This window comes from Plantactinospora sp. BC1 (assembly GCF_003030345.1).
GTDB lineage: Bacteria > Actinomycetota > Actinomycetes > Mycobacteriales > Micromonosporaceae > Plantactinospora.
The window spans coordinates 4,032,141-4,056,414 of the sequence record NZ_CP028158.1; the positions used below are offsets into that span (position 1 = coordinate 4,032,141).

At 72.2% G+C, this 24,274-nt stretch carries 15 protein-coding genes, 2 tRNA genes and 3 pseudogenes; 10 read left to right on the forward strand and 10 right to left on the reverse strand.

The genetic code is table 11. The features are described from left to right. Positions 1–26 precede the first annotated feature (26 nt). A pseudogene (locus C6361_RS17530) lies at positions 27–4,663 on the forward strand (HAD-IC family P-type ATPase); the annotation flags it as partial. A gap of 51 nt (positions 4,664–4,714) precedes the next feature. On the opposite strand, the gene C6361_RS17535 reads toward C6361_RS17530, so the two are convergent. Together C6361_RS17535 and C6361_RS17540 are read right to left on the reverse strand one after the other, a co-directional pair. Beyond that, a complete protein-coding gene (locus C6361_RS17535) occupies positions 4,715–5,932 on the reverse strand; it encodes a PD40 domain-containing protein (protein ID WP_107268376.1) in 1,218 nt (405 codons plus the stop codon). Continuing rightward, complete coding sequence (locus C6361_RS17540; protein ID WP_234359541.1) at positions 5,904–6,452, reverse strand: SigE family RNA polymerase sigma factor; 549 nt, start codon at positions 6,450–6,452, stop codon at positions 5,904–5,906. Before C6361_RS17540 ends, C6361_RS17535 begins: the two co-directional genes overlap by 29 nt. A gap of 196 nt (positions 6,453–6,648) precedes the next feature. On the opposite strand from C6361_RS17540, the gene C6361_RS17550 reads away from it, so the two are divergent. The 9 genes from C6361_RS17550 (at position 6,649) to C6361_RS17590 (ending at position 16,352) form a co-directional block, all read left to right on the forward strand. After that, positions 6,649–8,562 carry a PPC domain-containing protein gene (locus C6361_RS17550; RefSeq protein WP_159079367.1) on the forward strand — a complete coding sequence of 638 codons (1,914 nt, stop codon included), beginning with the start codon at positions 6,649–6,651 and terminating at the stop codon, positions 8,560–8,562. Positions 8,563–8,736: 174 nt separating this feature from the next. Next, positions 8,737–9,381: a cysteine hydrolase family protein gene (locus tag C6361_RS17555; protein ID WP_107268377.1), complete on the forward strand. Its 645-nt coding sequence runs from the start codon at positions 8,737–8,739 to the stop codon at positions 9,379–9,381. Further along, on the forward strand, positions 9,378–10,313 hold the full coding sequence (locus C6361_RS17560; protein WP_107268378.1) for a GlxA family transcriptional regulator: 936 nt from the start codon (positions 9,378–9,380) through the stop codon (positions 10,311–10,313). The genes C6361_RS17555 and C6361_RS17560 overlap by 4 nt, the downstream gene beginning before the upstream one ends. Positions 10,314–10,412: 99 nt before the next feature. Then, on the forward strand, positions 10,413–11,390 hold the full coding sequence (locus tag C6361_RS17565; RefSeq protein ID WP_107268379.1) for an aldo/keto reductase: 978 nt from the start codon (positions 10,413–10,415) through the stop codon (positions 11,388–11,390). Positions 11,391–11,462: 72 nt separating this feature from the next. Beyond that, positions 11,463–13,232: a serine/threonine-protein kinase gene (locus C6361_RS39240; protein WP_107268380.1), complete on the forward strand. Its 1,770-nt coding sequence runs from the start codon at positions 11,463–11,465 to the stop codon at positions 13,230–13,232. A gap of 334 nt (positions 13,233–13,566) precedes the next feature. Beyond that, positions 13,567–13,965 carry a YciI family protein gene (locus C6361_RS17575; RefSeq protein ID WP_107271010.1) on the forward strand — a complete coding sequence of 133 codons (399 nt, stop codon included), beginning with the start codon at positions 13,567–13,569 and terminating at the stop codon, positions 13,963–13,965. Positions 13,966–13,980: 15 nt separating this feature from the next. Continuing rightward, positions 13,981–15,234 (forward strand): RNA polymerase sigma factor, encoded by a 1,254-nt coding sequence (locus C6361_RS17580; protein WP_107268381.1) that lies wholly within the window; start codon positions 13,981–13,983, stop codon positions 15,232–15,234. Between the two features lie 100 nt (positions 15,235–15,334). Beyond that, on the forward strand, positions 15,335–16,018 hold the full coding sequence (locus C6361_RS17585) for a maleylpyruvate isomerase family mycothiol-dependent enzyme (protein WP_107268382.1): 684 nt from the start codon (positions 15,335–15,337) through the stop codon (positions 16,016–16,018). A 10-nt stretch (positions 16,019–16,028) separates the two neighbouring features. Next, entirely contained in the window at positions 16,029–16,352 is a 324-nt protein-coding gene (locus tag C6361_RS17590; RefSeq protein ID WP_199853385.1) for a hypothetical protein, read from the forward strand. A 117-nt stretch (positions 16,353–16,469) separates the two neighbouring features. Here C6361_RS17590 and C6361_RS17595 read toward each other — a convergent pair. The 8 genes and pseudogenes from C6361_RS17595 to gyrB form a co-directional block, all read right to left on the reverse strand. Next, positions 16,470–16,545: transfer RNA gene (locus C6361_RS17595), tRNA-Ala, on the reverse strand. 44 nt (positions 16,546–16,589) lie between these two features. Further along, entirely contained in the window at positions 16,590–16,718 is a 129-nt protein-coding gene (locus tag C6361_RS38225; protein ID WP_234359542.1) for a DLW-39 family protein, read from the reverse strand. A gap of 42 nt (positions 16,719–16,760) precedes the next feature. Next, a tRNA-Ile gene (locus C6361_RS17600) sits at positions 16,761–16,834 on the reverse strand. A 170-nt stretch (positions 16,835–17,004) separates the two neighbouring features. After that, on the reverse strand, positions 17,005–18,099 hold the full coding sequence (locus C6361_RS17605; protein WP_107268383.1) for a DUF3566 domain-containing protein: 1,095 nt from the start codon (positions 18,097–18,099) through the stop codon (positions 17,005–17,007). A 3-nt stretch (positions 18,100–18,102) separates the two neighbouring features. After that, positions 18,103–21,021 carry a DNA gyrase subunit A gene (gene gyrA / locus C6361_RS17610; protein ID WP_369931437.1) on the reverse strand — a complete coding sequence of 973 codons (2,919 nt, stop codon included), beginning with the start codon at positions 21,019–21,021 and terminating at the stop codon, positions 18,103–18,105. 6 nt (positions 21,022–21,027) lie between these two features. Beyond that, positions 21,028–21,255, reverse strand: a pseudogene (locus C6361_RS39245) (hypothetical protein); the annotation flags it as partial. Further along, positions 21,247–21,669: pseudogene (locus tag C6361_RS39250) on the reverse strand (DNA gyrase subunit A); the annotation flags it as partial. The pseudogenes C6361_RS39250 and C6361_RS39245, both read right to left, overlap by 9 nt. Before the next feature lie 135 nt (positions 21,670–21,804). Then, on the reverse strand, positions 21,805–23,754 hold the full coding sequence (gene gyrB / locus C6361_RS17615; RefSeq protein ID WP_107264391.1) for a DNA topoisomerase (ATP-hydrolyzing) subunit B: 1,950 nt from the start codon (positions 23,752–23,754) through the stop codon (positions 21,805–21,807). Between the last annotated feature and the right edge of the window lie 520 nt (positions 23,755–24,274).

Sequence of the window (24,274 nt, forward strand, 5' to 3'; positions counted from 1 at the left end):
GGCCGGCCTGCCGGCGGCTCCGGTCGATGACACCACTCGGGCTGAGGATCCCCGGCGTGGATCTGCGCCGCCTCCAGCTGCCCGCCCTGCCCGCCCTGCCGGAGGCGCTGTCGCCTCGCAGCGTGCCGCAGCTCGTCGCCGGGGTCGCGCACAACGCCGAGTCGATGGTGGGCCGGGCCGCCCGGGCCGCCGGACTCAAGCGCCGGGCGATCTGGTCCCGGCCCGGCCGACACCACATCGAGGTGCACGGGATCGCCCAGCCCGGCGGCGAGCGGCTGGCCGCACAGATCGAACAGGCACTGGAGGGGCTCTCCGGGGTCGAGTGGGCCCGGGTCAACGCCCCCTCCGGGCGGGTGGTGGTGGCGGTCGGCACGCCCGCGCCCCGACTGCGGGCGCTGATCTCGGTGATCGCCGCCGTGGAGCGTGCCGACGGACGGGAGCCCGACCCGGACTGCGTGGAGCCGCATCCCCCGGAGGAGGGTCCGCGTACCCGACGGGCGATGACCAGGATCGCGACCGACGCGTTCGGGCTCGGCCTGTCCGCCGCCGTCCGGATCCTGCCGTTCACCCGGGCACCGGGCGAACTCGCCGGCCTGCTGCGGGCGGTGGACCTGCACCCGAGGCTGCACGCGCTCGCCGGGCGAGGGCTGCGCGGTGACCACCGGGCCGACTCCTGGCTGCCGCTCGCGACCGTACTGGCGCAGGGCCTTACCGGCGGCTGGGCCGGGATCCTGCTGGACAGCGCCCACCGGATCCTCCAGTGGGGCGAGGCGCGGGCCCAGTTGGCCGCGTGGGAGCAGGCCGAGCCGCTGCTCGCCGGCACCCCGGAACGGGCCCGGGCGGCACCGCCGCAGGACGAGCGACCGCGCGCCAAGCCGGACGGCCCGGTCGAACGGTATCTGGCCCGGGCACTCGAGTCCGGCACCGTCGCCGGTGCCGCCGCGCTCTCCCTGGCCGGGCGCAAGCGGGCGGCCGCGCTGGCCCTGTCCAGCATTCCGAGCGCGGCCGTCGCCGGCCGGGAGGCGTACGCGGCCCGGCTCGGCTGGCTGCTCGCCCGTCGGGGCGTGATCGCGATGGACCGTACGGTGCTGCGCGAACTGGAGCGCCTCGACGTACTGGTGCTGGACGCCGCCGCGCTGCGCTCGGCCCGGGGCGTCCTCGCCGACCTGGCACCGCTGCCCGGCGCGGATGCCGAGGAGGTGGCGGCACGGGCGTTCGACCTCTTCGACCCGGAGACCCCGGACCGGGTACGCGACGCCGACGGGTGGAAGCTCGGCCCGCTCGCCTCGCTGCGCCTGCCCGACGGGGTGGGTGCCGAGCAGATCGACCGGCTCGGTACGGACGGCGGAACCTTGCTCGGGCTGACCACCGGCGGCCGGCTCGCCGCGGTGGTACGGGTGGCCGCCGAACCCGCCCCGGGCATCGACGCGCTGCCGGCAGCGGCCCGGCGGGCCGGCCTGCGCCTGCTGGTCGCCGAGGACGACGCCAGCGACACCAGCGACGCCGGCAACAGCGGTAGCGCCAGCGACGCCAGCAACAGCGGCGGAGAGCACGACTTCGCGGACGGGTTCCTGCCCGGCGGGCCACGACTCGCCGGGTCGATCCGGACGTTGCAGGCCGAGGGGGCGATGGTCGCGGTGGTGTCCAGCGATCCGCGCGCGCTGGCCGCCGCCGACTGCGGCCTCGGGGTGTGGCGGCCCGACGGACGGCCGCCGTGGGGCGCGCATCTGCTGGTCGGCTCCGACCTGACGGTGGCGGCACTGGTGGTCGAGGCCGTCGGCATGGCCCGTACGGTGGCCCGGCAGAGCATCGCGCTGGCCGCCGGCGGCAGTGCTCTCGGCGCGCTGACGGCGTTCACCGCGGCACCGGCGCAACTGCCGGCACGGTCGATGACGGCGGTCAACGCCGCCGCCGGACTGGCGATCGGGCACGGCGTCTGGCGGGCGGGTCGGCTGCCGCCCCGGCGTACCTCGACCGCCGCCCCGCCTACCCCGTGGCACCTGATGCCGGTGCGGACCGTACTGGAGCGGCTCGGCACCGACCGGGCGGGCCTCTCCACCGATGAGGTGGGTCGGCGCTGCCGGCCCACCTCGACCGGGTCGGCCGAGAGCCTCGACCTGCCCCGGGCGTTCGTCGAGGAGCTGGCGAACCCGCTCACCCCGGTGCTGGCCGGCGGTGCCGGGCTCTCCGCCGCGGTCGGCTCGGCGGCGGACGCCGCGCTGGTCGGTGGCGTGATCGGACTGACCGCGCTGATCGGTGCCGCGCACCGGGTCTCCACCGAACGGTCGCTGGCCGAACTCCTCTCCCGGTCGGCGGTGACCGCCCGGGTCCGGCGGGACGGCACCGAGCGGGTGGTCGCCGCCGGTGAACTGGTTCCCGGCGACGTCGTCGCGCTGGATCCGGGCGACGCCGTCCCGGCGGACTGCCGGGTGGTCGAGGCGGTCGGCCTGGAGGCCGACGAGTCGTCGCTGACCGGGGAGTCGCTGCCGGTGACGAAGACCAGCCAGCCGGTGGTGGCCGCCGCCGTGGCGGAGCGCCGGTCGATGCTCTACGAGGGGACCACCGTCGCCGCCGGTCGGGGCCTCGCCGTGGTGGTGGCGACCGGGGCGGACACCGAGGTCGGCCGGGGCATGGCGCTGGCCGGCGAGGCCGCACCGACCAGCGGGGTGGAGGCCCGGCTCGGCCGGCTGACCAAGCTGTCGATCCCGCTCGCCGCGAGTTCGGCGGTGGCGGTCGCCGGGGCCGGGCTGCTCCGGGGCGTACCGCTGGTGGAGTCGGCCGGCACCGCCGCCAACCTCGCGGTTGCCTCCGTACCGGAGGGGTTGCCGTTCCTGGTCAGCGCCGCGCAGTTGGCGGCCGCGCGCCGGCTGGCCGAACACGGCGCGCTGGTGCGCAACCCGCGCACCATCGAGGCGCTGGGCCGGGTCGACGTGCTCTGCTTCGACAAGACCGGCACGCTGACGGAGGGCGAACTGATGTTGGCCGGGGTCGGCGACGGCGAGCGGTACGCCGACCTCGACGGGCTGGACAAGCCACTGCGTGGCGTACTCGCGGCGGCGCTGCGGGCCACCCCGGCGGCCGAGCGTCCGGAGGAGGTCAGCCAGCAGACCGACCGGGCCGTACTGACCGGGGCCCGGCGGGCCGGCGTCGGCACCGGTACCCGGACGCACCCGTGGCACCAGGAGCACGCGCTGCCGTTCGAGCCGTCCCGGGGCTACCACGCCACGGTCGGCCGGCACCGGGGCCACCATCTGCTCAGCGTGAAGGGCGCACCGGAGACGATCCTGCCCCGGTGCACCCGGCACCGCGACCGGGATCTGGACGAGGCAGGCCGGCAGGCCCTCCAGGAGACGCTGGACCGGCACGCCGGGGCCGGTCAGCGGGTACTCGCGGTCGCCGAACGGGAACTGCCGGCCGACACGGTCACCGAGGACGACGTCGACGGGTTGACCTTCGTCGGCTTCCTGGCCCTCTCCGACGGGGTACGCGAGAGCGCCGCCCCGGCGGTGCGGCGGATCCGACAGGCCGGGGTGCACACCATCATGATCACCGGTGACCATCCGGCCACCGCCGAGGCGATCGCCGCGATCATCAGTACCGACGACACCGACCAGCGGGTGGTGACCGCCGCCGAACTCGACCGGCTCGACGACGACGCCCTCGCCGATCGGCTGGCCCGGACCGACGTGGTCGCCCGGTGCACGCCGACGCACAAGGTACGGATCATCCGGGCGTTGCAGAAGTGCGGGCGTACGGTGGCGATGACCGGGGACGGTGCCAACGACGCGCCCGCGATCCGGCTCGCCGACGTCGGCATCGCGCTCGGCCAGCGGGGTACCCCGGCCGCCCGGGCCGCCGCCGATCTGGTGGTCACCGACGACCGGCTCGAAACGATCATCGCCACCCTGGTCGAGGGCCGCGCCATGTGGTCCTCGGTACGGCACGCGCTGAGCATCCTGGTCGGCGGCAACCTCGGCGAGATCGCGTTCAGTGTGCTCACCGCCGCGCTGACCGGCCGGTCCGCGTTGAACGGCCGGCAGATGCTGCTGGTCAACCTCCTCACCGACCTGGCTCCGGCGATGGCGATCGCGGTCCGGGCACCCCGGGCGGAGAGCATGGACGGCCTGCTCACCGAGGGGCCGGAGACCTCGCTCGGCGCCAGCCTCACCCGGGAGATCGCGCTGCGGGCCGGTACCACCACCCTCGGCGCGACCACCGGCTGGACGCTGGCCCGCTACACCGGCACCCGGCGTCGGGCCGGGACCGTCGCGCTCGCCTCGCTGGTCGGTACCCAGCTCGGCCAGACCCTGCTGGACGGCGGGGCGAGCCCCGGCGTGCTGGCCTCGACCGCCGTCTCGGTGGCGGTACTGGCCGGGGTGATCCAGACGCCGGGGCTGAGCCACTTCTTCGGCTGCACCCCGCTCGGGCCGGTCGGCTGGGGGATCGCCGCCGGCAGCGCGCTGAGCGCCACCCTCACCAACACCGCCGTCGACCGCCTGATCGCCCCACCCGCCGCCGACGGCAACCCCGACGGAACCGACGGAACCGAAACGACCGGCAACAACACGGATCGGGCCGGCAACACGGATCGGGCCGGCAACACGGACGGGGCCGGCGGTGCGTCGACGGCCGGTGGTGCCGTCCCGGATCGGGACGACAGCACCGCCTCCCGGCCTCCCGGTGGCTGAGTCCGGCCGTCTTTCGCCAGCTGCGGTCAGGAGCCCCGGGGCCAGACGAACTCCGCCGCCCGGGCCCGCGCCGGCAGTTCGGTGACCGTGTTGACGGCACCGGTCGCCGGATCGAGCACCTGGAGCGCGTCACCCTGCCCGTCGGCGGTACGCAGCCGCAGCAACACCCCCTCCGGCAGGTAGCCGAGCGGCTCGGTCCACCAGTCCCGAGCCGCCGCCGGGCTCGGGCTCGCCGCCGCCGGACCTGGCCGGTCGGAGTGCGGCAGCGGGATCCGGCGTACTCCCTTGCTGGTCAGGTCGACCCGGATCAGGTCGCCGCCGTGGTCCAGCCCCGGCATGCCCTGCTCCGGATCCGCCACCTCGACCACGCTGAACAGCAGTGCCCGGCCGTCCGGAGAGATCCTCGGCGTCTCGGAGCCCAGGCTCTCCGCCGACCGCAGGTGGCGGCGCAGGTTGAGCTGGAGAAGGGTCGGCTCGGTGCCGCCGACCACCTCGAGCTGTCGAAGATCGACGTCGGTCCGCCGGACGGGTTCGTCGGAGGTCCCGAGGAACAACACCTCGTCGCCGGGTAGCACCGCGAGCGGCTGCCAGCGCTCGCCGTCGAGGCCGGTCACCGGCCGCTGGTCTCCGGAGGTCACGTCGAGCCGGACCGGCGCCGCCTCCTCGTGCAGGTTGTCGGCCAGCAGCAGCCAGCGGCTCTCCGGCGACCAGGCGACCGGGGAGAATCCGTCCGGGAGCCGGTGCCGGGTGGTGCCGGTCAGGTCGCGGACGACGTACCGCCCGTCGCGCTGTTCACCGAGCCAGCGGCCGTCGGGTGAGAGGGTCGGCCGGGTGTGCGACAGGCCCGCCGCCGAGGTGACCGGCTCGGCCAGCCGGTGCTGCCGGCCGTCCTCGGTGAGCAGCACCGGCGGGGGCGCGCCGGGACGCAGGTCGGCGTAGACGAGGACACCCGGGCCGACCGGGCCGCTGGCCGGCAGGGCATCCGGCCCGGACGCCGGCAGGTCGAGCCGGTCCGGCAGCCAGTCGACGGTCGGTACCGCGACGACCGTCTGCGCGACGGGCGGGTCCGGCCGCAGTCCGACGACCGCGACGGTGCCGAAGGCGACCACGGTCGCTGCCGCGGCCACCGGGGCGAGCCGGGCGGCCCGGCGGCGGCGCCGGGCGACCCGGACGGCACGGCCGGTGACGTCGTACACCTTCGCCTGCTCGGCGATCTCATCGAACATGTCCCTCAACCCGCTCATCCGACACCTCCATCGGTCCACTCATCAGGTCGGCGAGTTCGGGGGCGAGGGTCCGCAGCCGACCGAGGGCATGGCTGGTCTGGCTCTTCACGGTGCCGGTCGAGCAGCCCAGCACCGCCGCCGTCTCGGCGACCGAGAGGTCCTCGAAGAACCGCAGCACCAGCACCGCCCGCTGTCGCCAGGTGAGCCGGGCGAGGGCGCGTTCCAGGAGAAGCCGGGAAACCACGCCGTCGGCCGCGTCCCCGGCCGGCCCGATTTCGGGTACGCCCTCGGCAGGCTGCACCACCTGCCGGCGCCACCTGCGCCAGGACAGGATCCGCTCGTTGTACATGACGCGCCGGACGTACGCCTCGGGGTCGCCGGTCGCGGCGACGCGCCGCCACCGTGCGGCGACCTTGACCAGCGCGGCCTGCAACAGGTCCTCGGCGTCGTGGTGCCGCCCGGTCAGCAGGTAGGCCACTCGGGACAGTCGGACCAGCCGTGCCTCGACGAACTCCCGGAAGCCAACCTCGTCCTCCACGATTCCTCCCACGACAACTCGCTCTGCCGGATACATGCCGGCCAGGCGCGACAGGTTGGAACCGACTCTGGAAAACAACCGACAGGCGTACTCAGATATGTCGCTGCTTCTATTAATTTCCCTTCGAGATCAGTAGCGTCACGTTAGCCATCGGTGGCGGGGGCCACCGGAGTGATGGCATGACGGAGGGGGATACATGCGTCGAACGATCGCGATCCTGGCCGCCGGAACATTGGCGGCGACAGGGTTGACAGCGACCGGCGCCCAGGCTCGGCCGAGTACGGACGAGCGCAGTGCGGGCGTTGTCACCAGCGCCCCGGCCATCGGCCTCGCCAAGGTGAAGCCGAGCGCCGCCAAGCAGCCAGCCGGACCGAACCCGTTCCTCGCACTGCTGCCGGACCCGGCCAAGGCGGACTACGTCGGGTGGAAGAACTGGCTGGCCAAGCAGGGCGACCAGCGGGCCGGGCTGCGGGCGCAGCAGCGGGCGGCGGCCGCCGCACCGGTACTGGCCGACGAGGAGGAACCGGCCGGCATCCGTGGCGGCAACGACACTCCGGCGAACGCACAGCGGATCACCGGATTCGGTACGGGCGGTGAGGACAATCCCCGGCTGCGGATCGTCGGCAGCCTCTCCCCGGAGCAGGTGGACGCGACCGAGATCGGGCCGAACCCGGAGGACGACGGCGCCATCCCGCTGGCCGGCGAGACCGGGGTCGGCACCACCGAGCAGGCCGTCACCACCACGGCCGCGATCGGGGACGGCCCGCACGGCAGCGCGGCCAGCGGCAGCGGCGACTTCGACTTCTACGAGGTCACCGGCGTCGCCGGCCGGACCCTGACGGTCGACGTCGACACGCCGGCCGGTGAACTCGACTCGGTCGTCCTGCTCTACGACGCCGAGGGCGAGTTGATCGCGCTCAACGACGACAGCCCGGAGGGACTGGACAGCCTGCTGGTGCACCAGTTCGCCGCCGACGGCACCTACTACGTGGCGGTGATCGGCTTCCCGACCCTCCCGGCCGACCCGTTCGACTCGGCCAGCGGCGGGGGTGCCGGCAGCGAGGGGCCGTACCAGGTCACCATCGGCACCGCCGAGCAGGACACCGACTTCTTCGCCGTGAAGCTGCGGCCGGGTGACGTGGTCGGCGCCTCGGTCGAGGGCTCGGCCGCCAAGATCACGGTCTACGACCCGGACGGCCGCGAGGTGCACGGGTCCGACCAGGACGCTTCCTCCCTCTACCCGCCGAACAGCCCGCTGCCGGGCGGCGGCAACGCGGTCACCGAGCACGTGGCCGACAAGGCCGGCTGGCACTACGTCGGGGTGAGCCTCGGCGACGGCATGTACGACATCACGGTCGAGGCGTACCGGTCGGGGCAGCAGCCGCGGCAGACGCTCTTCCTCGACTTCGACGGTGCCCGGATCAACACCGCCATCTTCGGCGGCCCGGGCGTGCGCACCCTGAGCCCGATGCGGGCCTTCCTCGGCCGGTGGGGGCTGACCGCCGCCGACGAGGACGCGGTGATCGACGGGATCATCGCCGGGGTACGGGAGAACCTCCGGCACGACATGATCGAGAGTGGGCTCAACCCGCGCTTCGACATCCGGATCCTGAACAGCCGGGACCACGCCGACCCGTTCGGGCAGGCGAACGTCAGCCGGATCATCATCGGCGGCAGCATCGAGGAGTCGGGCGTACCGACCATCGGTGTGGCGCAGTACATCGACCCGGGCAACTTCGGCACCCAGGACTCCGCGCTGGTACTGCTGGACGTGCTGAGCGACCCGGCCGGTGAGGAGCCGTCGCTGAACACGTACATCACCGAGGCCAGCAACCGGGTCGAGTTCGTCGGCCGGGCGGTGGGCAACGTGACCGCGCACGAGGCCGGGCACTTCTTCGGCAACTGGCACGTCGACCAGTTCAACGAGCAGGCGAACATCATGGACCAGGGCGGTAACTTCCCGCTGATGTTCGCGGTCGGCCCGGACGGCGTCGGCGGCACCGCCGACGACCCCGACGTCGACTTCGGCGAGGACACCTTCAACCCGGGCGAGGGCTTCACCGGTACCGAGGACACCCTCAGCCGGATCGTCTTCGGCGTCACCCGGTGACCGACGGCTAGCTCGTCGACCGTTCACGGCGGCCCCTTCCGGTTGCACCTCGACCGGGAGGGGCCGCCGGCCGTCCGGGGGAGTGCGCCGGTCCGGGCTCGCTGACCGGATCGTTCCGGAGCCGGGCAGGATGGTGTCTGCCGTCGTCGACGTCGAGCGGAGAGGATCGGTGGCATGTCATCCCGTGCACTCGTCGTCATCGACGTACAGGAGTCGTTCCGGCAACGGCCGATCTGGGCGGCCACCTCGAACCCAGACCTCGTCGACCGGGTACGCCGGCTGACCGAAGCGTTCCGGGCCTCCGGTGATCTCGTGGTCTGGGTGCTGCACACCGAGCCCGGCACCGGCACCGTCTTCGACCCGGCGCTCGGTCACGTCCGGCTGATCGCCGGCCTGGAGCCCGAGCCCGGTGAGCCGGTGCTGCACAAGACCTCGCACAACGCGTTCACCACCACCAACCTCCAGCAACTGCTGACCGGGGCGGGGGTGGTGGAGGTGGCGGTCTGCGGGATCCGTACCGAGCAGTGCGTCGAGACCACCGCCCGACTCGCCAGCGATCTCGGCTACCGGGTGACGTTCGTGACCGACGCGACCGCGACGAATCCGATCGAGCATCCCGACGCCCCGCCCGGCCGTACCCTCGCCGAGATCCTCGCCGACCCGCGCACGCTCGGCGTCGACGAGATCGTCGCGCGTACCGAGTACGCGCTCGCCGGCCGCTTCGCCACCATCCGTACCGTGGCGGAGCTGACCGGCGGGAGTACCGGAGGCGACCCGGCGGTCGTCGACCGGGCCGCCGTGCCGGAGCCGGCCGGGTGACGAACGTCCTCTTCCTGCTCGCCGCCCGGCTGCACCTGCTCGACCTGGCCGGCCCGGCGCAGGCGTTCTCCACCGCCGCCGACCTCGGCGGCGGCTACGTCCTGCACTACGTCGGCGAGCAGGAGGAGGTCGACACCACCCAGGGCGTACCCCTGCGGGCCCGGACCGACTGGCCGGAGCTGGGCCCCGACGACCTGATCGTGGTGCCCGGATGGCGGCCCGCCGACCGGCCCGGCCGGGCCGGTCGTCCCGGGTTCACCGCCGCGACCCTGGAACGGCTGGTCCAGCACCACCGCCGGGGCGGCACGGTGGCCAGCGTCTGTGCCGGGGCGTTCGCGCTGGCCGGCGCCGGGCTGCTGGACGGCCGGCGCTGCACCACCCACCACGACCTCTCCGACGAGCTGGCCCGTCGGCATCCCCGGGCCGTCGTGGTCCGGGACGTGCTCTACGTCGTGGACGACCGCGTGGTCACCTCGGCCGGCATCGCCAGCGGGATCGACCTGGCCCTGCACCTGCTCGCCGTGCGGCACGGCCCCGGGTTCGCCGCCCGGGTGGCGCGGGAGATGGTCGTCTACGCCCGGCGCAACGGCGACGAGCGGCAAACCAGCGCGATGCTGCGACACCGGGGCCACATCAGCGACGTGGTGCACCGGGTGCAGGACGTCATCGACGCCCGCTTCGCCGACCGGCTGGCCCTGGCCGACCTGGCCGCCGCCGTCGGGGTCAGCGAACGGACCCTCACCCGGGTCTTCGTCCGGGCCGTCGGGGTGACGCCGCTGCGCTACCAGCAACTGCTCCGGGTCGAACGCGCCGAGCACCTGATCGGGCACGGCGCCACCGTCGAGGCCGCCGCCCGAGCGGTCGGCTTCGGCGACGCCCGGATGCTGCGCCGGCTGCGCGGCCGGGCCGGGTCCGCCCCGGCCGGCGGCTAGCGCGGGCGTCCGGGGTTCCCCGGTGACCCCGCCCGCCGGTACGTTGCCGGGGCCCGGTGCGCGCGTCGGGCAGGACGACGGACGAGGCGAGGAGTAGAGATGCGGTACGTACGGCTGGGCGGCTCGGGGCTGGAAGTGTCGAGCGTCGTCCTCGGATGCATGAGCTTCGGCGACCCGCAGCGCGGCACACACTCCTGGTCGGTCGGCCTGGACGAGGCGCGCCCCTTCTTCCGGCAGGCCGTCGAGGCCGGGATCACCACCTTCGACACCGCCAACGTCTACTCCCTCGGCACCAGTGAGGAGATCACCGGCCGGCTGCTCGGCGAGTTCGCCCGGCGGGACGAGGTGGTCATCGCCACCAAGGTGCACGGCCGGATGGGTCCGGGTCCGAAGGGCGGCGGGCTGTCCCGGGCGGCGATCTTCACCCAGGTCGACGAGAGCCTGCGCCGGCTCGGCACCGACTACATCGACCTCTACCAGATCCACCGGTACGACCCGGAGGTGCCGATCGAGGAGACGATGGAGGCGCTGCACGACCTGGTACGGGCCGGCAAGGTGCGCTATCTCGGCGCATCCTCGATGTGGACGTGGCAGTTCGCGCAGGCGCAGTACACCGCCGACCTGCACGGCTGGACCCGGTTCGTGTCCATGCAGGACCAGTACAACCTGATCATGCGGGAGGAGGAGCGGGAGATGCTGCCGTTCTGCCTCGACCAGGGCGTCGGGGTACTCCCCTGGAGCCCGCTGGCCCGGGGCCGGCTGACCCGGGACTGGGACGTCAACACCGCGCGCAGCGAGACGGACATCTTCGGCGGCACGCTCTACAAGCAGGCCGAGGAGGCCGACCGCCTGGTCGTCGGCGCCGTCGCCGAGGTCGCCGCCGAACTCGGGGTTCCCCGGGCCCAGGTCGCGCTCGCCTGGCTGCTGCACCAGCCGGCGGTGACCGCCCCGATCGTCGGGGCGACGAGGCCGGAGCACATCACCGACGCCGTCGCCGCAGTCGAACTGGCGCTCGGCGAGGACGAGCTGCGCCGGCTCGGCGAGCACTATGTGCCGCACGCCCCGGAAGGCTTCTGACCCTTCCGCCGGACGCCGGGCGGCGGTCGGCACCGTCGACCCGACCGACCCGGCGACCGGTACGGTGATCAAATGCTCTCTCCGGGAGTCGTGCTCAACGACCGCTACCTGCTCGGGAACCGGGTCGCGACCGGCGGCATGGGAGACGTCTGGTCGGCCACCGACACCCTGCTGAAGCGGCGGGTCGCGGTGAAGGTGCTGCTCCCGGCGCTGGTCTCGGACACCGAGTTCATCACCCGGTTCCGCACCGAGGCCCGACTGATGGCCGCGCTGCGGCATCCCGGCATCGTCGGCGTCTACGACTACGGCGAGGACGCGGTGGTCGACGGTCGCCGGGTGGACTACCTGGTGATGGAGTTCATCGACGGGATGTCCCTGGCCAAGCGGATCAAGGCGGTGGGCCGGCTCGGTGTCGCCGAGACCCTCTCCGTGCTGACCCAGGCCGCGCAGGCGCTGCACGTCGCGCACCAGGCCAGCATCGTGCACCGGGACGTCAAGCCGAGCAACCTGCTGGTGCAGCCGGACGGTTCCGTCGTACTGGTCGACTTCGGGGTGGCCCGGTCGGCGAACGTGACCAGCATCACCGCCAGCAACATCGTGCTCGGTTCCGCGCACTACATGGCCCCGGAGCAGATCGCCGGCCGTCCCGTCTCGGCGGCCACCGACGTGTACGCGCTCGGCGCCGTCGCGTACTGCTGCCTCACCGGTCGGCCGCCGTTCACCGGCGGCAACCCGCTGCACATCGTGACCCAGCACCTCCAGGAGGCGCCGCCCGCACTGCCGCCGGACGTACCGGCCCCGGTGGCGATGCTGGTCAACCGGGCCCTGGCAAAGGAGCCGGCCGACCGGTACCCGAGTGCGGCGGCGTTCGCCGAGGCCGCCCGCGCCGCCGGGTATGCCATCTCGTCCTCCTCCACGGTGCCGCTGCCGTCGCCGGGCCCGCTGCCGGTGTCCAGCCCGCCGCCGCCACCGTCGACCACGCCGCTGCCTGCCGGCGCCCTGCCGCCACCCGGGACCCAGTCGCCCACTGGCGCACAGTGGTCCGCCGGGACCCTGCCGTCGGCCGGTGACCGGTCGCCGGGCGGGTCGCCCGGCTGGCCGGCCGGGCCCGGTCACACCGGGCCGACCCTGCCCGCCGCCGGCCCGGCCGGCCCACCGACCGGCGGCGGCAGGCGGCGCCGCGTGGCGGTGCTGGCCGGGGTGGCAGCCACCGTCGTCGCGGTGGTCGGCCTGGTCGCGCTGCTGATCGGGCGCCCCGGACCGGAGCAGACGGGGGCGGAGCCGCAGAACCGGGCACGAATCGCCACGTCCAGCGGCGAGGCCTCGGGCGGCGAGGTCGAGGAGACCGAACCGGCGGCCCAGGCGAGCGCGAGTGCCGGGCCGAACCGGCCGGCGAGCACGGCCGGCGGGCCGGGCCGCTCACCCGAGGCCCAGCCCGCCGAGCCGGGCGGCGGCGGAAAGCCGGCTCCGGGGCCGGGCACCACCCGTCCCGCGCCGGAGAAGAACCCGCACACCCCGGGCAAGGTCTGCGGCGGCGGCTACCAGGTCGTCGACTCGGCGACCCTGACCGGCCCGAACGGCGCCCAGCTGGCCCGGGTGTACCTGCTCTACAACAACAGCAACGGCAACAACTGCACGGTCGCCCTCAAGACCAGCTCCGTCGGCGTCGCCAGCCAGGTCTCGGTGTACCTGGAGGTGCAGGGCGCGAGCCGGCGCACCGACAGCGGGGCGTACGAGTACTACGCGGGTCCGGTACGGGCCAAGGCCGCCGGGGTCTGCGTCAGGTGGGGCGGGTCGGCCGGCGGAGTCAGCTACAACAGCTCCTTCGAGCACTGCGGCTGAGCGCCCGCATTTCGTACCCATCCGGCTCGGCCTCGTCCGCGCGATGCTGGACGTCGGCAGGTGGCAGGCTGGTCAGACCGCCGAGTTGCGGGCCGGGTCGGCAGAATTGTCGAGGCCGGATGCTCCGCTCCGATCTCTGGGAGTCGCGCGGGTGACCGACGCCGGACTCTGCCGGTCGCTGCCCGGCCGGGCAGCGACCGGCCGGGCGGTGGGATCGGCCGGGGCTGCGATCGGCCGGGTGGCCCGGGTGACCGGGCGGCGCGGGCGGGTGGTCGCGGGCGGGTGGTCGCGTCGACGCATCGGAGATCGCGATCGGAGAGGTGAGGAGTCGGGGATGAAGTACATGCTGCTGATCCACAGCAACCCGCAGAACTGGGGTCATCCGACCTTCCTGCACACGGCGGAGGCGCAGGCGATGTCGCCCGAGGAACGGGCCGAGCTGTCCCGGCAGTTCGAGACGCTGCTCGCGGAGATCGTCGAGTCCGGGGAGCTGGTGACCGCGGAGGCGCTGCCGGATCCGGCCCAGACCCGGACCGTCCGGGCACCCGACGGCGTACCGGCGGTCACCGACGGGCCGTTCGTCGAGGCCAAGGAGCAGTTCGCCGGCTACTTCATCGTCGACTGCGAGAGCCCGGAACGGGCCACGGAGATCGCCGCCCGGTTCCCGGACGTCCGCTTCGGCGGCGCGGTGGAGGTACGCCCGATCATGGAGCGGTCCGGCCAGGAGATGTGAGGACCGGACACCGCCGTGCAGGCTGAGGAAACCACGGAGGACCTGCTGCGCCGGCTGGCGCCGCGGGTCCTCGCCGCGCTCGTCCGGCACTACGGCAACTTCGAGGCCGCCGAGGACGCCGTCCAGGAGGCGCTGCTCGCCGCCGCGACACAGTGGCCCGGCAGCGGGGTACCGGAGAGCGCGCTGGGCTGGCTGATCCGGGTCGCCTCCCGCCGGCTGACCGACGAACTGCGCAGTGACCTGGCCCGGCGGCGCCGGGAGGCGACGGTGGTGGCCCACACCGGGCCGGGCCAGCTCTTCGCACCCGCCGCCGACGTCGCCGACCCGCAGGGCTCGGACGACACGCTGACCCTGCTGCTGCTCTGCTGCCATCCGAGCCTCACCCCCGCCTCGCAGATCGCGCTGACGCTGCGGGCGGTGGGCGGTCTGACCACGGCCGAGATCGCCAGGGCCTTCCTCGTCCCCGAGACGACGATGGCGCAGCGGATCAGCCGTGCCAAGCAGCGGATCAGGGCGGCCGGGGCCCGCTTCCACCTGCCGCCGGAGGAGGAGCGGGCGGAGCGGTTCCGCGCCGTGCTGCACGTGCTCTACCTGATCTTCAACGAGGGCTACACCGCCACCGCCGGCCCGGACGTGCACCGTGCCGACCTGGCCGCCGAGGCGATCCGACTGGCCCGGACGGTCAACCGGATCCTGCCCGACGACGGCGAGGTCGCGGGACTTCTCGCGCTGATGCTGCTGACCGACGCGCGGCGTCCGGCGCGTACCGGCCCGGGTGGCAGCCTGGTGCCGCTGGCCGAGCAGGACCGGAGCCGGTGGAACCGGGAGTACGTCGACGAGGGGATCGCACTCGTCACGCGTACGCTCTCCCGCGCGCCGATCGGGCCGTACCAGGTCCAGGCCGCGATCGCCGCCGTGCACGCGGAGGCGGAGCGTGCCGAGGAGACCGACTGGGCGCAGATTCTCGCGCTCTACCAGGTCCTCGAACGCCTGGCGCCGAACCCGGTGGTGACGCTCAACCACGCCGTGGCGGCGGCGATGGCCCGGGGTCCGCAGGTCGGACTGGCTCTGCTGGCACCGCTCGACGCCGACGAGCGGGTCGCCGGTCACCACCGTCTGCACGCCGTCCGAGCCCATCTGCTGGAGATGGCCGGCGAGCCCGAGAGTGCCCGGGAGAGTTATCTGACCGCTGCCCGGTTGACCACCAGCCTGCCGGAGCAGGAGTACCTACAGAACCGGGCGGCCCGGCTGACCTCGCCCGACGGGTAGGCCCGACGAGGTTCCCGGTGCTGGCCGTGCGCGGCATGTCGAGACGGCACGGCCGGCTCCGATCTCCGACGAAGTCGTACGCCCAGGGAGGGGATCGCGGATGGATCCGGAGAAGATCTTCGAGTGGACGGTCGCGGAACGGCTCAGCCTCGCCGACTTCCTCGACGGCCTCGACGAGCACGAGTGGCAGGTGGCGTCGCTCTGTCCCGGATGGACGGTGCATGACGTACTGGCGCATCTGACGCTCGGCACCCGGACCACCGTCCGCGACCTGCTGGTCGGGTTGGTCCGCTCGGGTGGCGGCTTCAACCGGATGGAGGCCAGGATGGCCCGGGACCGGGCCGCCCGGTTCAGTCCCGCCGAACTCGTCGCCCAGTTCCGGTCCAGTGCCGCCTCCCGCCGACGTTCCCCCGGCTCCGGGCCGCTGGATCCGCTCGTCGACGCGCTGGTGCACGGCCAGGACATCGCCCGGCCGCTCGGCCGGATCCGGAAGATGCCGCCGGAGCCGGCGCTCGCCGGCCTCGAGTCCGCCCGGAAGAGTTCCTTCTACGGTGCCCGCAGGCGCTTCCGGGGGATCCGGTTGGTCGCCACCGACCTGGAGTGGTCCGCCGGAGACGGCCCCGACGAGGTACGCGGCCCCGTCGCCGACCTGCTCATCCTGGCCACCGGCCGGTCAGCCGGCCTCGCCACGCTCTCCGGCCGGGGCGCCGAACGCCTCGCCGGCACGAGGTGGCCGACGGCGCCGGTGGTACTGCGCCGGTGGTACTCCGTCCGGCGGCCGTAGTCTCGACCCCGTGCCGGAGGACGACGTCAGGATCACGCTCACCCACGACCAGGCCGCCGTACTCTCCGACTGGCTCTATCGCATGATCGGCACGGCGCGGTTCGACGCCCTCGTCGACGAGGACCCTGCGGTCTGGTCGCCCCTGCACACCATCGGTGGCGTACTCGAAACCAGCCTCCCGGAGATCTTCGCCGCCGACTATCCGGTACGGCTGGACGCGGCCCGGGGACGTCTGCTGGAGTCCCTCGGCGACGGGTTCGTGGAGTCGGTGGCCGAACGACGTGCGCGGGCCGCGGAGCGGGGCGACGGACGGGTCCGGCGGGACGAGGTGTGAACGACGCGGCGGGTTCCGGCGCTACGACCCGGGGACTCGGCCAAGGTCAAGAGGAATCCGGGGTCGAGAGGAATCCGACGTGGAGAGGAATTGGTGCTGCTGGAGAGGAATTGGTGCTGGTGGAGCCGAGGGGACTCGAACCCCTAACCCCTGCCTTGCAAAGGCAGTGCTCTGCCAGTTGAGCTACGGCCCCGGGCGGGACGATGCCGCCCCGGGGATGGCGGTCCGGCCGACGTCCTACCGCAGGTCGGGAGCGGTGGTGGCCTCGTGCCAGAGGGCGCGCTCGTCGTTGGACTCCCTGACCTTCTTGTAGACCAGGGCCGCGACGCCCACCACGCCGACAACGAGCAGGATCTTCTTCAACATGGACGTATCCTCACGCTCGACGAGCCGTCGGACGGTATGAAGTGGGGCTAGATGGAATCGAACCATCGACCTCAGAGTTATCAGCTCTGCGCTCTAACCGACTGAGCTATAGCCCCCCGTTGCGACGAGCAAGGTTACCGTACCTCCGGCGCCGAACCCAACTCGGGGGCGGCGGTTCGGGACCGGACCCGTCGTACCAGCTATGACGCAGACCGTACCCGAACGGCGAACGCCGGGGCCACCGCTTTGCGGCGCCCCGGCGTCGGCGAGGTTGCTGTGCTGTCGTTCAGTCGCGCTCGGCGAGGGTCAGCTCGACGCCGCCGACCAGGTCGGCGCAGACGTTGTAGATGAACGCACCGAGGGTGGCGAGCGCGGTGAACAGCACCACGTTCACCAGCCCGATCAGTCCGGAGGTGAGGATGACGCCCTTGGCGGTGATCTGGAAGGTGCTGCCGCCCTGGCCGCCGCTCGCGCTGATCATGTCGGTCAGGGTGCCGTTCACGCTGTCGAAGACCCCCATGGCGTCGAGCGCCAGGTAGAGCACGGAGGTCGCGACGATCACCACGATGAAGAGCACCAGCGAGACGGCGAAGGAGAACTTCATCACAGACCAGGGGTCGATCCGCTTGAGGTTCAGCCGGGCCCGCCGGGGGCCGCGCGAGGCGGCGGAGCTGACGGTACTGCGGGCGGCGCGGACCGCCTCGGTCACCCGGGCCGCACCGACCGCGCCGGTACCGGCGGCCGCGCCCGGGCCGGCAGCGCCGACACCCGCGCCCGCGGCTGGGGGAGCACCGGTCGCGGTACGCGCCGCCGCGCCGCCGAGACCGAACCGGTTCGTACCCGACGTCTGGGCAGCGCCACCGGCCCGCCCCGGCCGGAACGCGCTCTGCGCAGCACCGCTGGAGATCGGTTGGGTCGCCTCGGCGCCGGTCGTGGCACCGGTGGAACCCGGCCGGCCGGGAATCCGCTCGGTACGGTTCGCCTCGCCGGAGGGTTCCAGCCGGCTCGTCACGGTCGAATCGCTCTTGCCCGTCTGACTGTTGCCCGCCTGATCGGAGCGGTTCACCCCGGAGCTGCCTCGGGAAGCCGCGCCGGTCGCCGCCGGAGACGTCGCGGCGGGCGTGGCTTCCCCGGTGGCAGCCGCCGGTTTGCCGGCCTCGGCTGCCTCGGTCGACGGCGTGGTCGACCCCTCGGGCAGCTGGTCGGGTGGCGGCGGCATGCCCGGCGCCCGGGTGAACTTGGGGGACGGCGTGTCGGCGCTGACCATCGCCCGGCCGACGGCCGCGCGGCCGGTCGCGGATGCACCGCCTGCGGCGGCCTCCTCGTCGACCGGGTTGGTCGAGGTCCCCGCAGCCCCCGACTTCGCCTGTGTCTCCGTCATCAACTAGTCCTGTTCGTCAGGCTCGTCGGCATTGCGAGCAATCGCCACAATAGTCACGCCGTCTGGTAGGTCCATGAGTTTGACCCCCATTGTGTTCCGGTCACGCGTTCGGCGTACAGGCTTCACTGGAGTCCGGATCACACCGCCGTTGCTGGTGATGGCGAACAGCTCGTCGTCCGGGCTGATGACGACCGCGCCCACCAGACCGCCACGGCGCTCTGTGATCTTCGCGGTCAGCACCCCTTTACCTCCCCTACCCTGCACGGGGTATTCCTCGATCGGGGTACGTTTCGCGTAACCCCCGTTCGTCGCCACGAGGACATCCAGGTCCATGCCCTCGCGGACCACCTCCATCGCCAACAGCACGTCGTCGTCGGTGAACCGCATCCCGATCACGCCCGAGGTGGCCCGACCCATCGGCCGGAGCGCCTCGTCGGTGGCGTTGAACCGGATCGCCTGCGCCTTCTTGGAGACCAGCAGGAGGTCGTCCCCGGGCCCCGCCAGCGCCGCTCCGACCAGCTCGTCCTCGTCGCGGAGGTTGATCGCGATGATGCCGCCGGAGCGGTTGGAATCGAACTCCTCCAACCTCGTCTTCTTCACCAGACCGTTCCTGGTGGCCAGTACCAGGTACGGCGCGACCTGGTAGTCCGGAATCTCGATCACCTGGGCGATCTGCTCGTCAGGCTGGAAGGCGAGCAGATTGGCCACGTGCTGGCCTCTCGCCACCCTACTGGCCTCCGGCAACTCGTACGCCTTGGCCCGGTACACCCTCCCCTTATTGGTGAAGAAGAGCATCCAGTCGTGCGTGGAGCAGACGAAGAAGTTGCTGACGATATCGTCCTGACGCAGCGTCGCGCCACTGACCCCCTTGCCGCCCCGGCGCTGCGAACGGTAGAGGTCGACCTTGGTCCGCTTGGCGTATCCGGTCCGGGTGATGGTGACGACCACGTCCTCGCGGGCGATCAGGTCCTCCATCGAGACCTCGCCCTCGAAGGGCACGATCTTGGTCCGCCGCTCGTCGCCCCACTTGGCCACGATCTCGCCGAGTTCCTCGGAGACGATCTTCCGCTGCCGCTCCGGCTTGGCCAGGATGTCCTTGAGGTCGGCGATCTCCAGCTCGATCTTGGCCAGCTCGTCGATGATCTTCTGACGCTCCAGCGCGGCGAGCCGGCGGAGCTGCATGTCCAGGATCGCGGTGGCCTGCACCTCGTCGATGTCCAGCAGCTGGATCAGGCCCTGCCGGGCCTCCTCCACCGTGGGCGAGCGCCGGATCAGCGCGATGACCTCGTCGAGCGCGTCCAGCGCCTTGACCAGACCCCGCAGGATGTGCGCCCGTTCCTCGGCCTTGCGCAACCGGTACGCCGTCCGCCGCCGGATCACGTCGATCTGGTGGTCCACGTAGTGCCGGATGAACTGGGCCAGGTTGAGCGTGCGCGGCACCCCGTCGACCAGGGCCAGCATGTTGGCGCCGAAGGTCTCCTGGAGCTGGGTGTGCTTGTAGAGGTTGTTCAGCACCACCTTGGCGACCGCGTCGCGCTTGAGCACCAGCACGATCCGCATACCGGTACGCCCGGAGGACTCGTCCCGGATGTCGGCGATCCCGGCGAGCTTCCCCTCCTTGATCAGCTCGGCGATCCGCTCGGCCAGGTTGTCGGGGTTGACCTGGTACGGCAGCTCGGTGACGACCAGGCTCGTCCGGCCCTTCTTGTCCTCCTCGACCTCGACCACCGCGCGCATCCGGATCGAGCCCCGTCCGGTCCGGTACGCGTCCTGGATCGGGGTGGTCCCGACGATCAGCCCGTGGGTCGGGAAGTCCGGTCCCTTGACGATCCCGATCAGCTCGTCGAGCGTCGTCGCCTCGTCGGCCTCCGGGTTCTCCAGGCACCACTGCACCGCGGCGGCGATCTCCCGTAGGTTGTGCGGCGGGATCTTGGTGGCCATGCCGACCGCGATGCCCTCGGAGCCGTTCACCAGCAGGTTGGGGATCCGGGACGGCAGGATCGTCGGTTCCTTGGCCCGGCCGTCGTAGTTGTCCTGGAAGTCGACGGTGTCCTCGTCGATGTCCCGGAGCATCTCCATCGCCAGCGGGTCGAGCTTGCACTCGGTGTTGTGGCTGACGAAACCGTCGCTGACGAAGGAGTGGTCCTCGGTCTCGACCCGCAGGCTGTAGACCGGCCGCACACCCGCGTCGGCGACCTCGGCGACCTCCGCGTAATAGAACCGGCCGTCCACCAGCGGCTCGACGACGTCGCGCACCTCCCGCTCGGTGACCCGGGCCAGAATTTCGCCCCGGTCCTGCTCCCAGCGCTCGATCCGGTCGACGTTGTGCCGGCGCAGCCAGTCCCGCTCGGTCCGGCCCTGCGCACCGTGCTCGCGGATGAACTCGCCGACGTACGGCACGTGGTCGCTCGACAGCGCCGTGCTGTTGGCCGGCACGCCGGCCAACTCGGACTCCAGCTTCGCCTGCTTGCGGCCGAGGAAGCCGACGTGCTGCGCGAAGAGCCGGGCGTCTCGCCGGTTGGTCACCACGACCTTGATCTCGCCGTTGTCGTACCGGCACTGCCGGCTGACCACGCCGAACTCCAGCAGCAACTGCTGGACCTCACGGGCCAGCCGCTCGCTACGGGTCGAGTACGAGATCTGGATGGTGTTGCGGGGCAGCAGCGACGACGAGCCGTCGCCCTCGAAGAGCGCCTGGAGGAAGGCGCGCTTGACCGCTGCCGGCCCCTGCCAGACGAACTCCGGCACGAACTTCGCCGCACTCCGCGCCCCGAGAACCGCCGCCTCCACGTGTTCCAGCGTCGGGTAGCCGATCTCGTCCGGCACCGTCCGCTGGAGCACCACCCGGTCACCGGGGCGGACCTCGGCGAGCAGCTTCCAGAGCAGGGTCGGCACGCCGGCCACCTGCACCAGGCAGAGCACCGGGTGGTTGTGCGTACCGGTCAGCTCGTAGCCCTCGCGGGTGCGCAGCCGCAGCGTCGGGTGCTCGCCGGAGTGGAAGAACTTCGAGGCCCGGACCAGGTCGCCGTTGCGGTCCCGGACCTTGAGGTCGATCTCCGTCTCGGAGCTGGGCACCGCGCCGGGGACGACCTGGTCGATCCGTACGGTGCCGTCAGCGGTACGAATCCGGGCATCGCCGGTGAGGCAGTAGCGCATCGCGGCGGCCGGATCGTTGCCCGGCGAACCGAAGTTGCCGTTGCCGTCGACCAGCGGGTAGCGCAGCGACCAGGTCTGGGCCATCCGGACCAGCGCGTCGTAGATCGCCGAGTCGCCGTGCGGGTGGAACTGACCCATCACGTCGCCGACCACCCGGGAGCACTTCACGTACCCCCGGTCGGGGCGGTAGCCGGAGTCGAACATCGCGTAGAGGATCTTCCGGTGTACGGGCTTGAGCCCGTCCCGTACGTCCGGCAGCGCCCGTCCGACGATCACGCTCATCGCGTAGTCGAGGTAGGAGCGCTGCATCTCCACCTCGAGCCCGACCGGTTCGATCCGGTCGTGCTGGGCCACCGCGCTCGCGGCCGCTTCCTGCTCCGGCTCGTTAGCGGAGGACTCGGGAGTATCCGTCACTGTCAACCCTTATCAGACTCAAAGCCGCATTCCGCTGTGGATAACGGCTGTGGAAACCGTGGAAGCTGTGGATAACTGTGTGGAACGGCGGTCCCGGCTGGCCGTTCGGCCGAGGCGGGAGCCGCCGTACCGCCACTAGATGTCGAGGAACCGGACGTCCTTGGCGTTGCGCTGGATGAACGACCGGCGCGCCTCCACGTCCTCGCCCATCAGGACGCTGAAGAGTTCGTCGGCGGTCGCCGCGTCGTCCAGGGTGACCTGGCGGAGGGTACGCGTCGCCGGGTTCATCGTGGTCTCCCACAGCTCCGGGTAGTTCATCTCGCCGAGACCCTTGAACCGCTGGATGTCGTCCGGCTTGGCGTTCGGCTTCTTCTGCTGGCGCAGCGCGATCAGCCCGTCCCGCTCCCGGTCGGAGTAGGCGTACTGGGCGTCGTCGCCCTTCCGGTTCCACTTAATCTTGTAGAGCGGCGGCGCTGCCAGGTAGACGTGCCCCAGCTCGACCAGCGGCCGCATGAACCGGAACAGCAGGGTCAGCAGCAGGGTCTGGATGTGCTGGCCGTCGACGTCGGCGTCGGCCATCAGCACGATCTTGTGATAGCGCAGCTTCTCGATGTCGAAGTCGTCGTGGATGCCGGTGCCGAGCGCGGTGATCAGCGCCTGGACCTCGTTGTTCTTCAACACCCGGTCGATCCGGGCTTTCTCCACGTTGAGGATCTTGCCTCGGATCGGCAGGATCGCCTGGGTACGCGGGTCCCGGCCCTGCTTCGCCGAACCACCCGCCGAGTCGCCCTCGACGATGAAGACCTCGGACTCGCGCGGGTCGGTGGACTGGCAGTCGGCCAGCTTGCCCGGCATCGAGCCGGACTCCAGCAGCGACTTGCGTCGGGCCAGCTTGCGGGCCTGCTGGGCCGCGATCCGGGCCCGGGCCGCCTGGGTCGCCTTGGTGATGATCAGCTTGGCCTCGGCCGGGTTGCGGTCGAACCAGTCGACCAGCCACTCGTTGCAGACCCGCTGCACGAAGCTCTTCACCGGGGTGTTGCCGAGCTTGGTCTTGGTCTGCCCCTCGAACTGCGGGTTCGTCAGCTTGACCGAGATGATCGCCGCGAGCCCTTCCCGGATGTCCTCGCCGGAGAGCTTCTCGTCGCCCTTGAGCAGCTTCTTGTCCGTGCCGTACCGGTTGACCACGCTGGTCAGCGCGGCCCGGAAGCCCTCCTCGTGCGTGCCGCCCTCGTGCGTGTTGATGGTGTTGGCGAAGGTGTAGACCGACTCGCCGTACGACTCGTTCCACTGCATGGCGATCTCGACCGACATGCCCTCGCTCTCCTCCTCGGCCCCGAACTCGACCACGGTCTTGTGGATCGGGTTCTTCGAGGCGTTGAGGTGGCGGACGAAGTCGGAGATGCCGCCCTTGTAGCAGAAGGTCACCTCACGCGGCTTGCCGTCCTCCTCCTGCACCCGCTCGTCGCGGAGCTGGATGGTCAGCCCCCGGTTGAGGAAGGCGTACTCCTGGATGCGCCGGTAGATCGTCTCGAAGGCGAAGTCGACGGTCTCGAAGACCGACGGGTCCGGCCAGAAGGAGACCGCCGAACCGCTGCGGTTGGTCGTCTCACCCTTCTCCAGCGGCGAGGGCTTGGAGTTGGCGTAGCTCTGCCGCCAGACGTACCCGTCCTTGTGGATCTCCACGAACATCCGGGTGGAGAGCGCGTTGACCACCGAGACACCGACGCCGTGCAGGCCGCCGGAGACCGCGTACGCCTTGCCGTCGAACTTGCCGCCCGCGTGCAGTACGGTCAGCGCCACCTCGACGCCCGGCTTCTTCAGCTTCGGATGCAGGTCGACCGGGAAACCCCGGCCGTTGTCGGTGACCCGGACGCCGCCGTCGGCGAGCAGCACCACCTCGATGGTGTCGCAGTAGCCGGCGAGCGCCTCGTCCACCGCGTTGTCCACGACCTCCCAGACCAGGTGGTGCAGACCGCGCTCACCAGTCGATCCGATGTACATACCGGGCCGCTTGCGGACGGCCTCCAGGCCCTCCAGAACGGTGATCGACTCGGCGCCGTACTCCTGCTTCTTCTGCGCTGCCACCTTGGCCACTTTCTCGCGTCTCCCGCGCCGTGCGGCGCGGGAGCGCGGGTTTGGTGGGCGGCCTGCGACCGTGCGCGCGGGCCGACACCACGAGGAACTCCGGGGTACGGTCTGAACGCGCCGGTCGCCGTGGCTGCCCACGGATCGCGATCGGCTCGGACCCGGTGCGGCGCCGGCCGGACCGTTTCGGGCCCGGGTCCCGCTCCACACCGTGTCGTCGTCTCGCCGTCAATCCTACTGTGCCCGGATGACACATTGGGTATGCGGCACCCCTGCGCGGCGCCCTCAGACCCACGTAGACGGCCGTACCCCCTCGCCCACGACTCCCCCCACACGCCTGAGATCGAATCGGGGGCCGTTTCCGGCATCGTCCCGTCCTCACCTGCCGACACCACCCAGCCTGGTCGTTCCCGCCCAGCCGGGGCGAGCCCGGACGGACGTCCCGGGACCACCCGGGCCGGGGGTCGCGCGGAGGGCGAGCGGTGCCGTAACTTGGCGACGCCGGAAGTAAGCTCCGTCG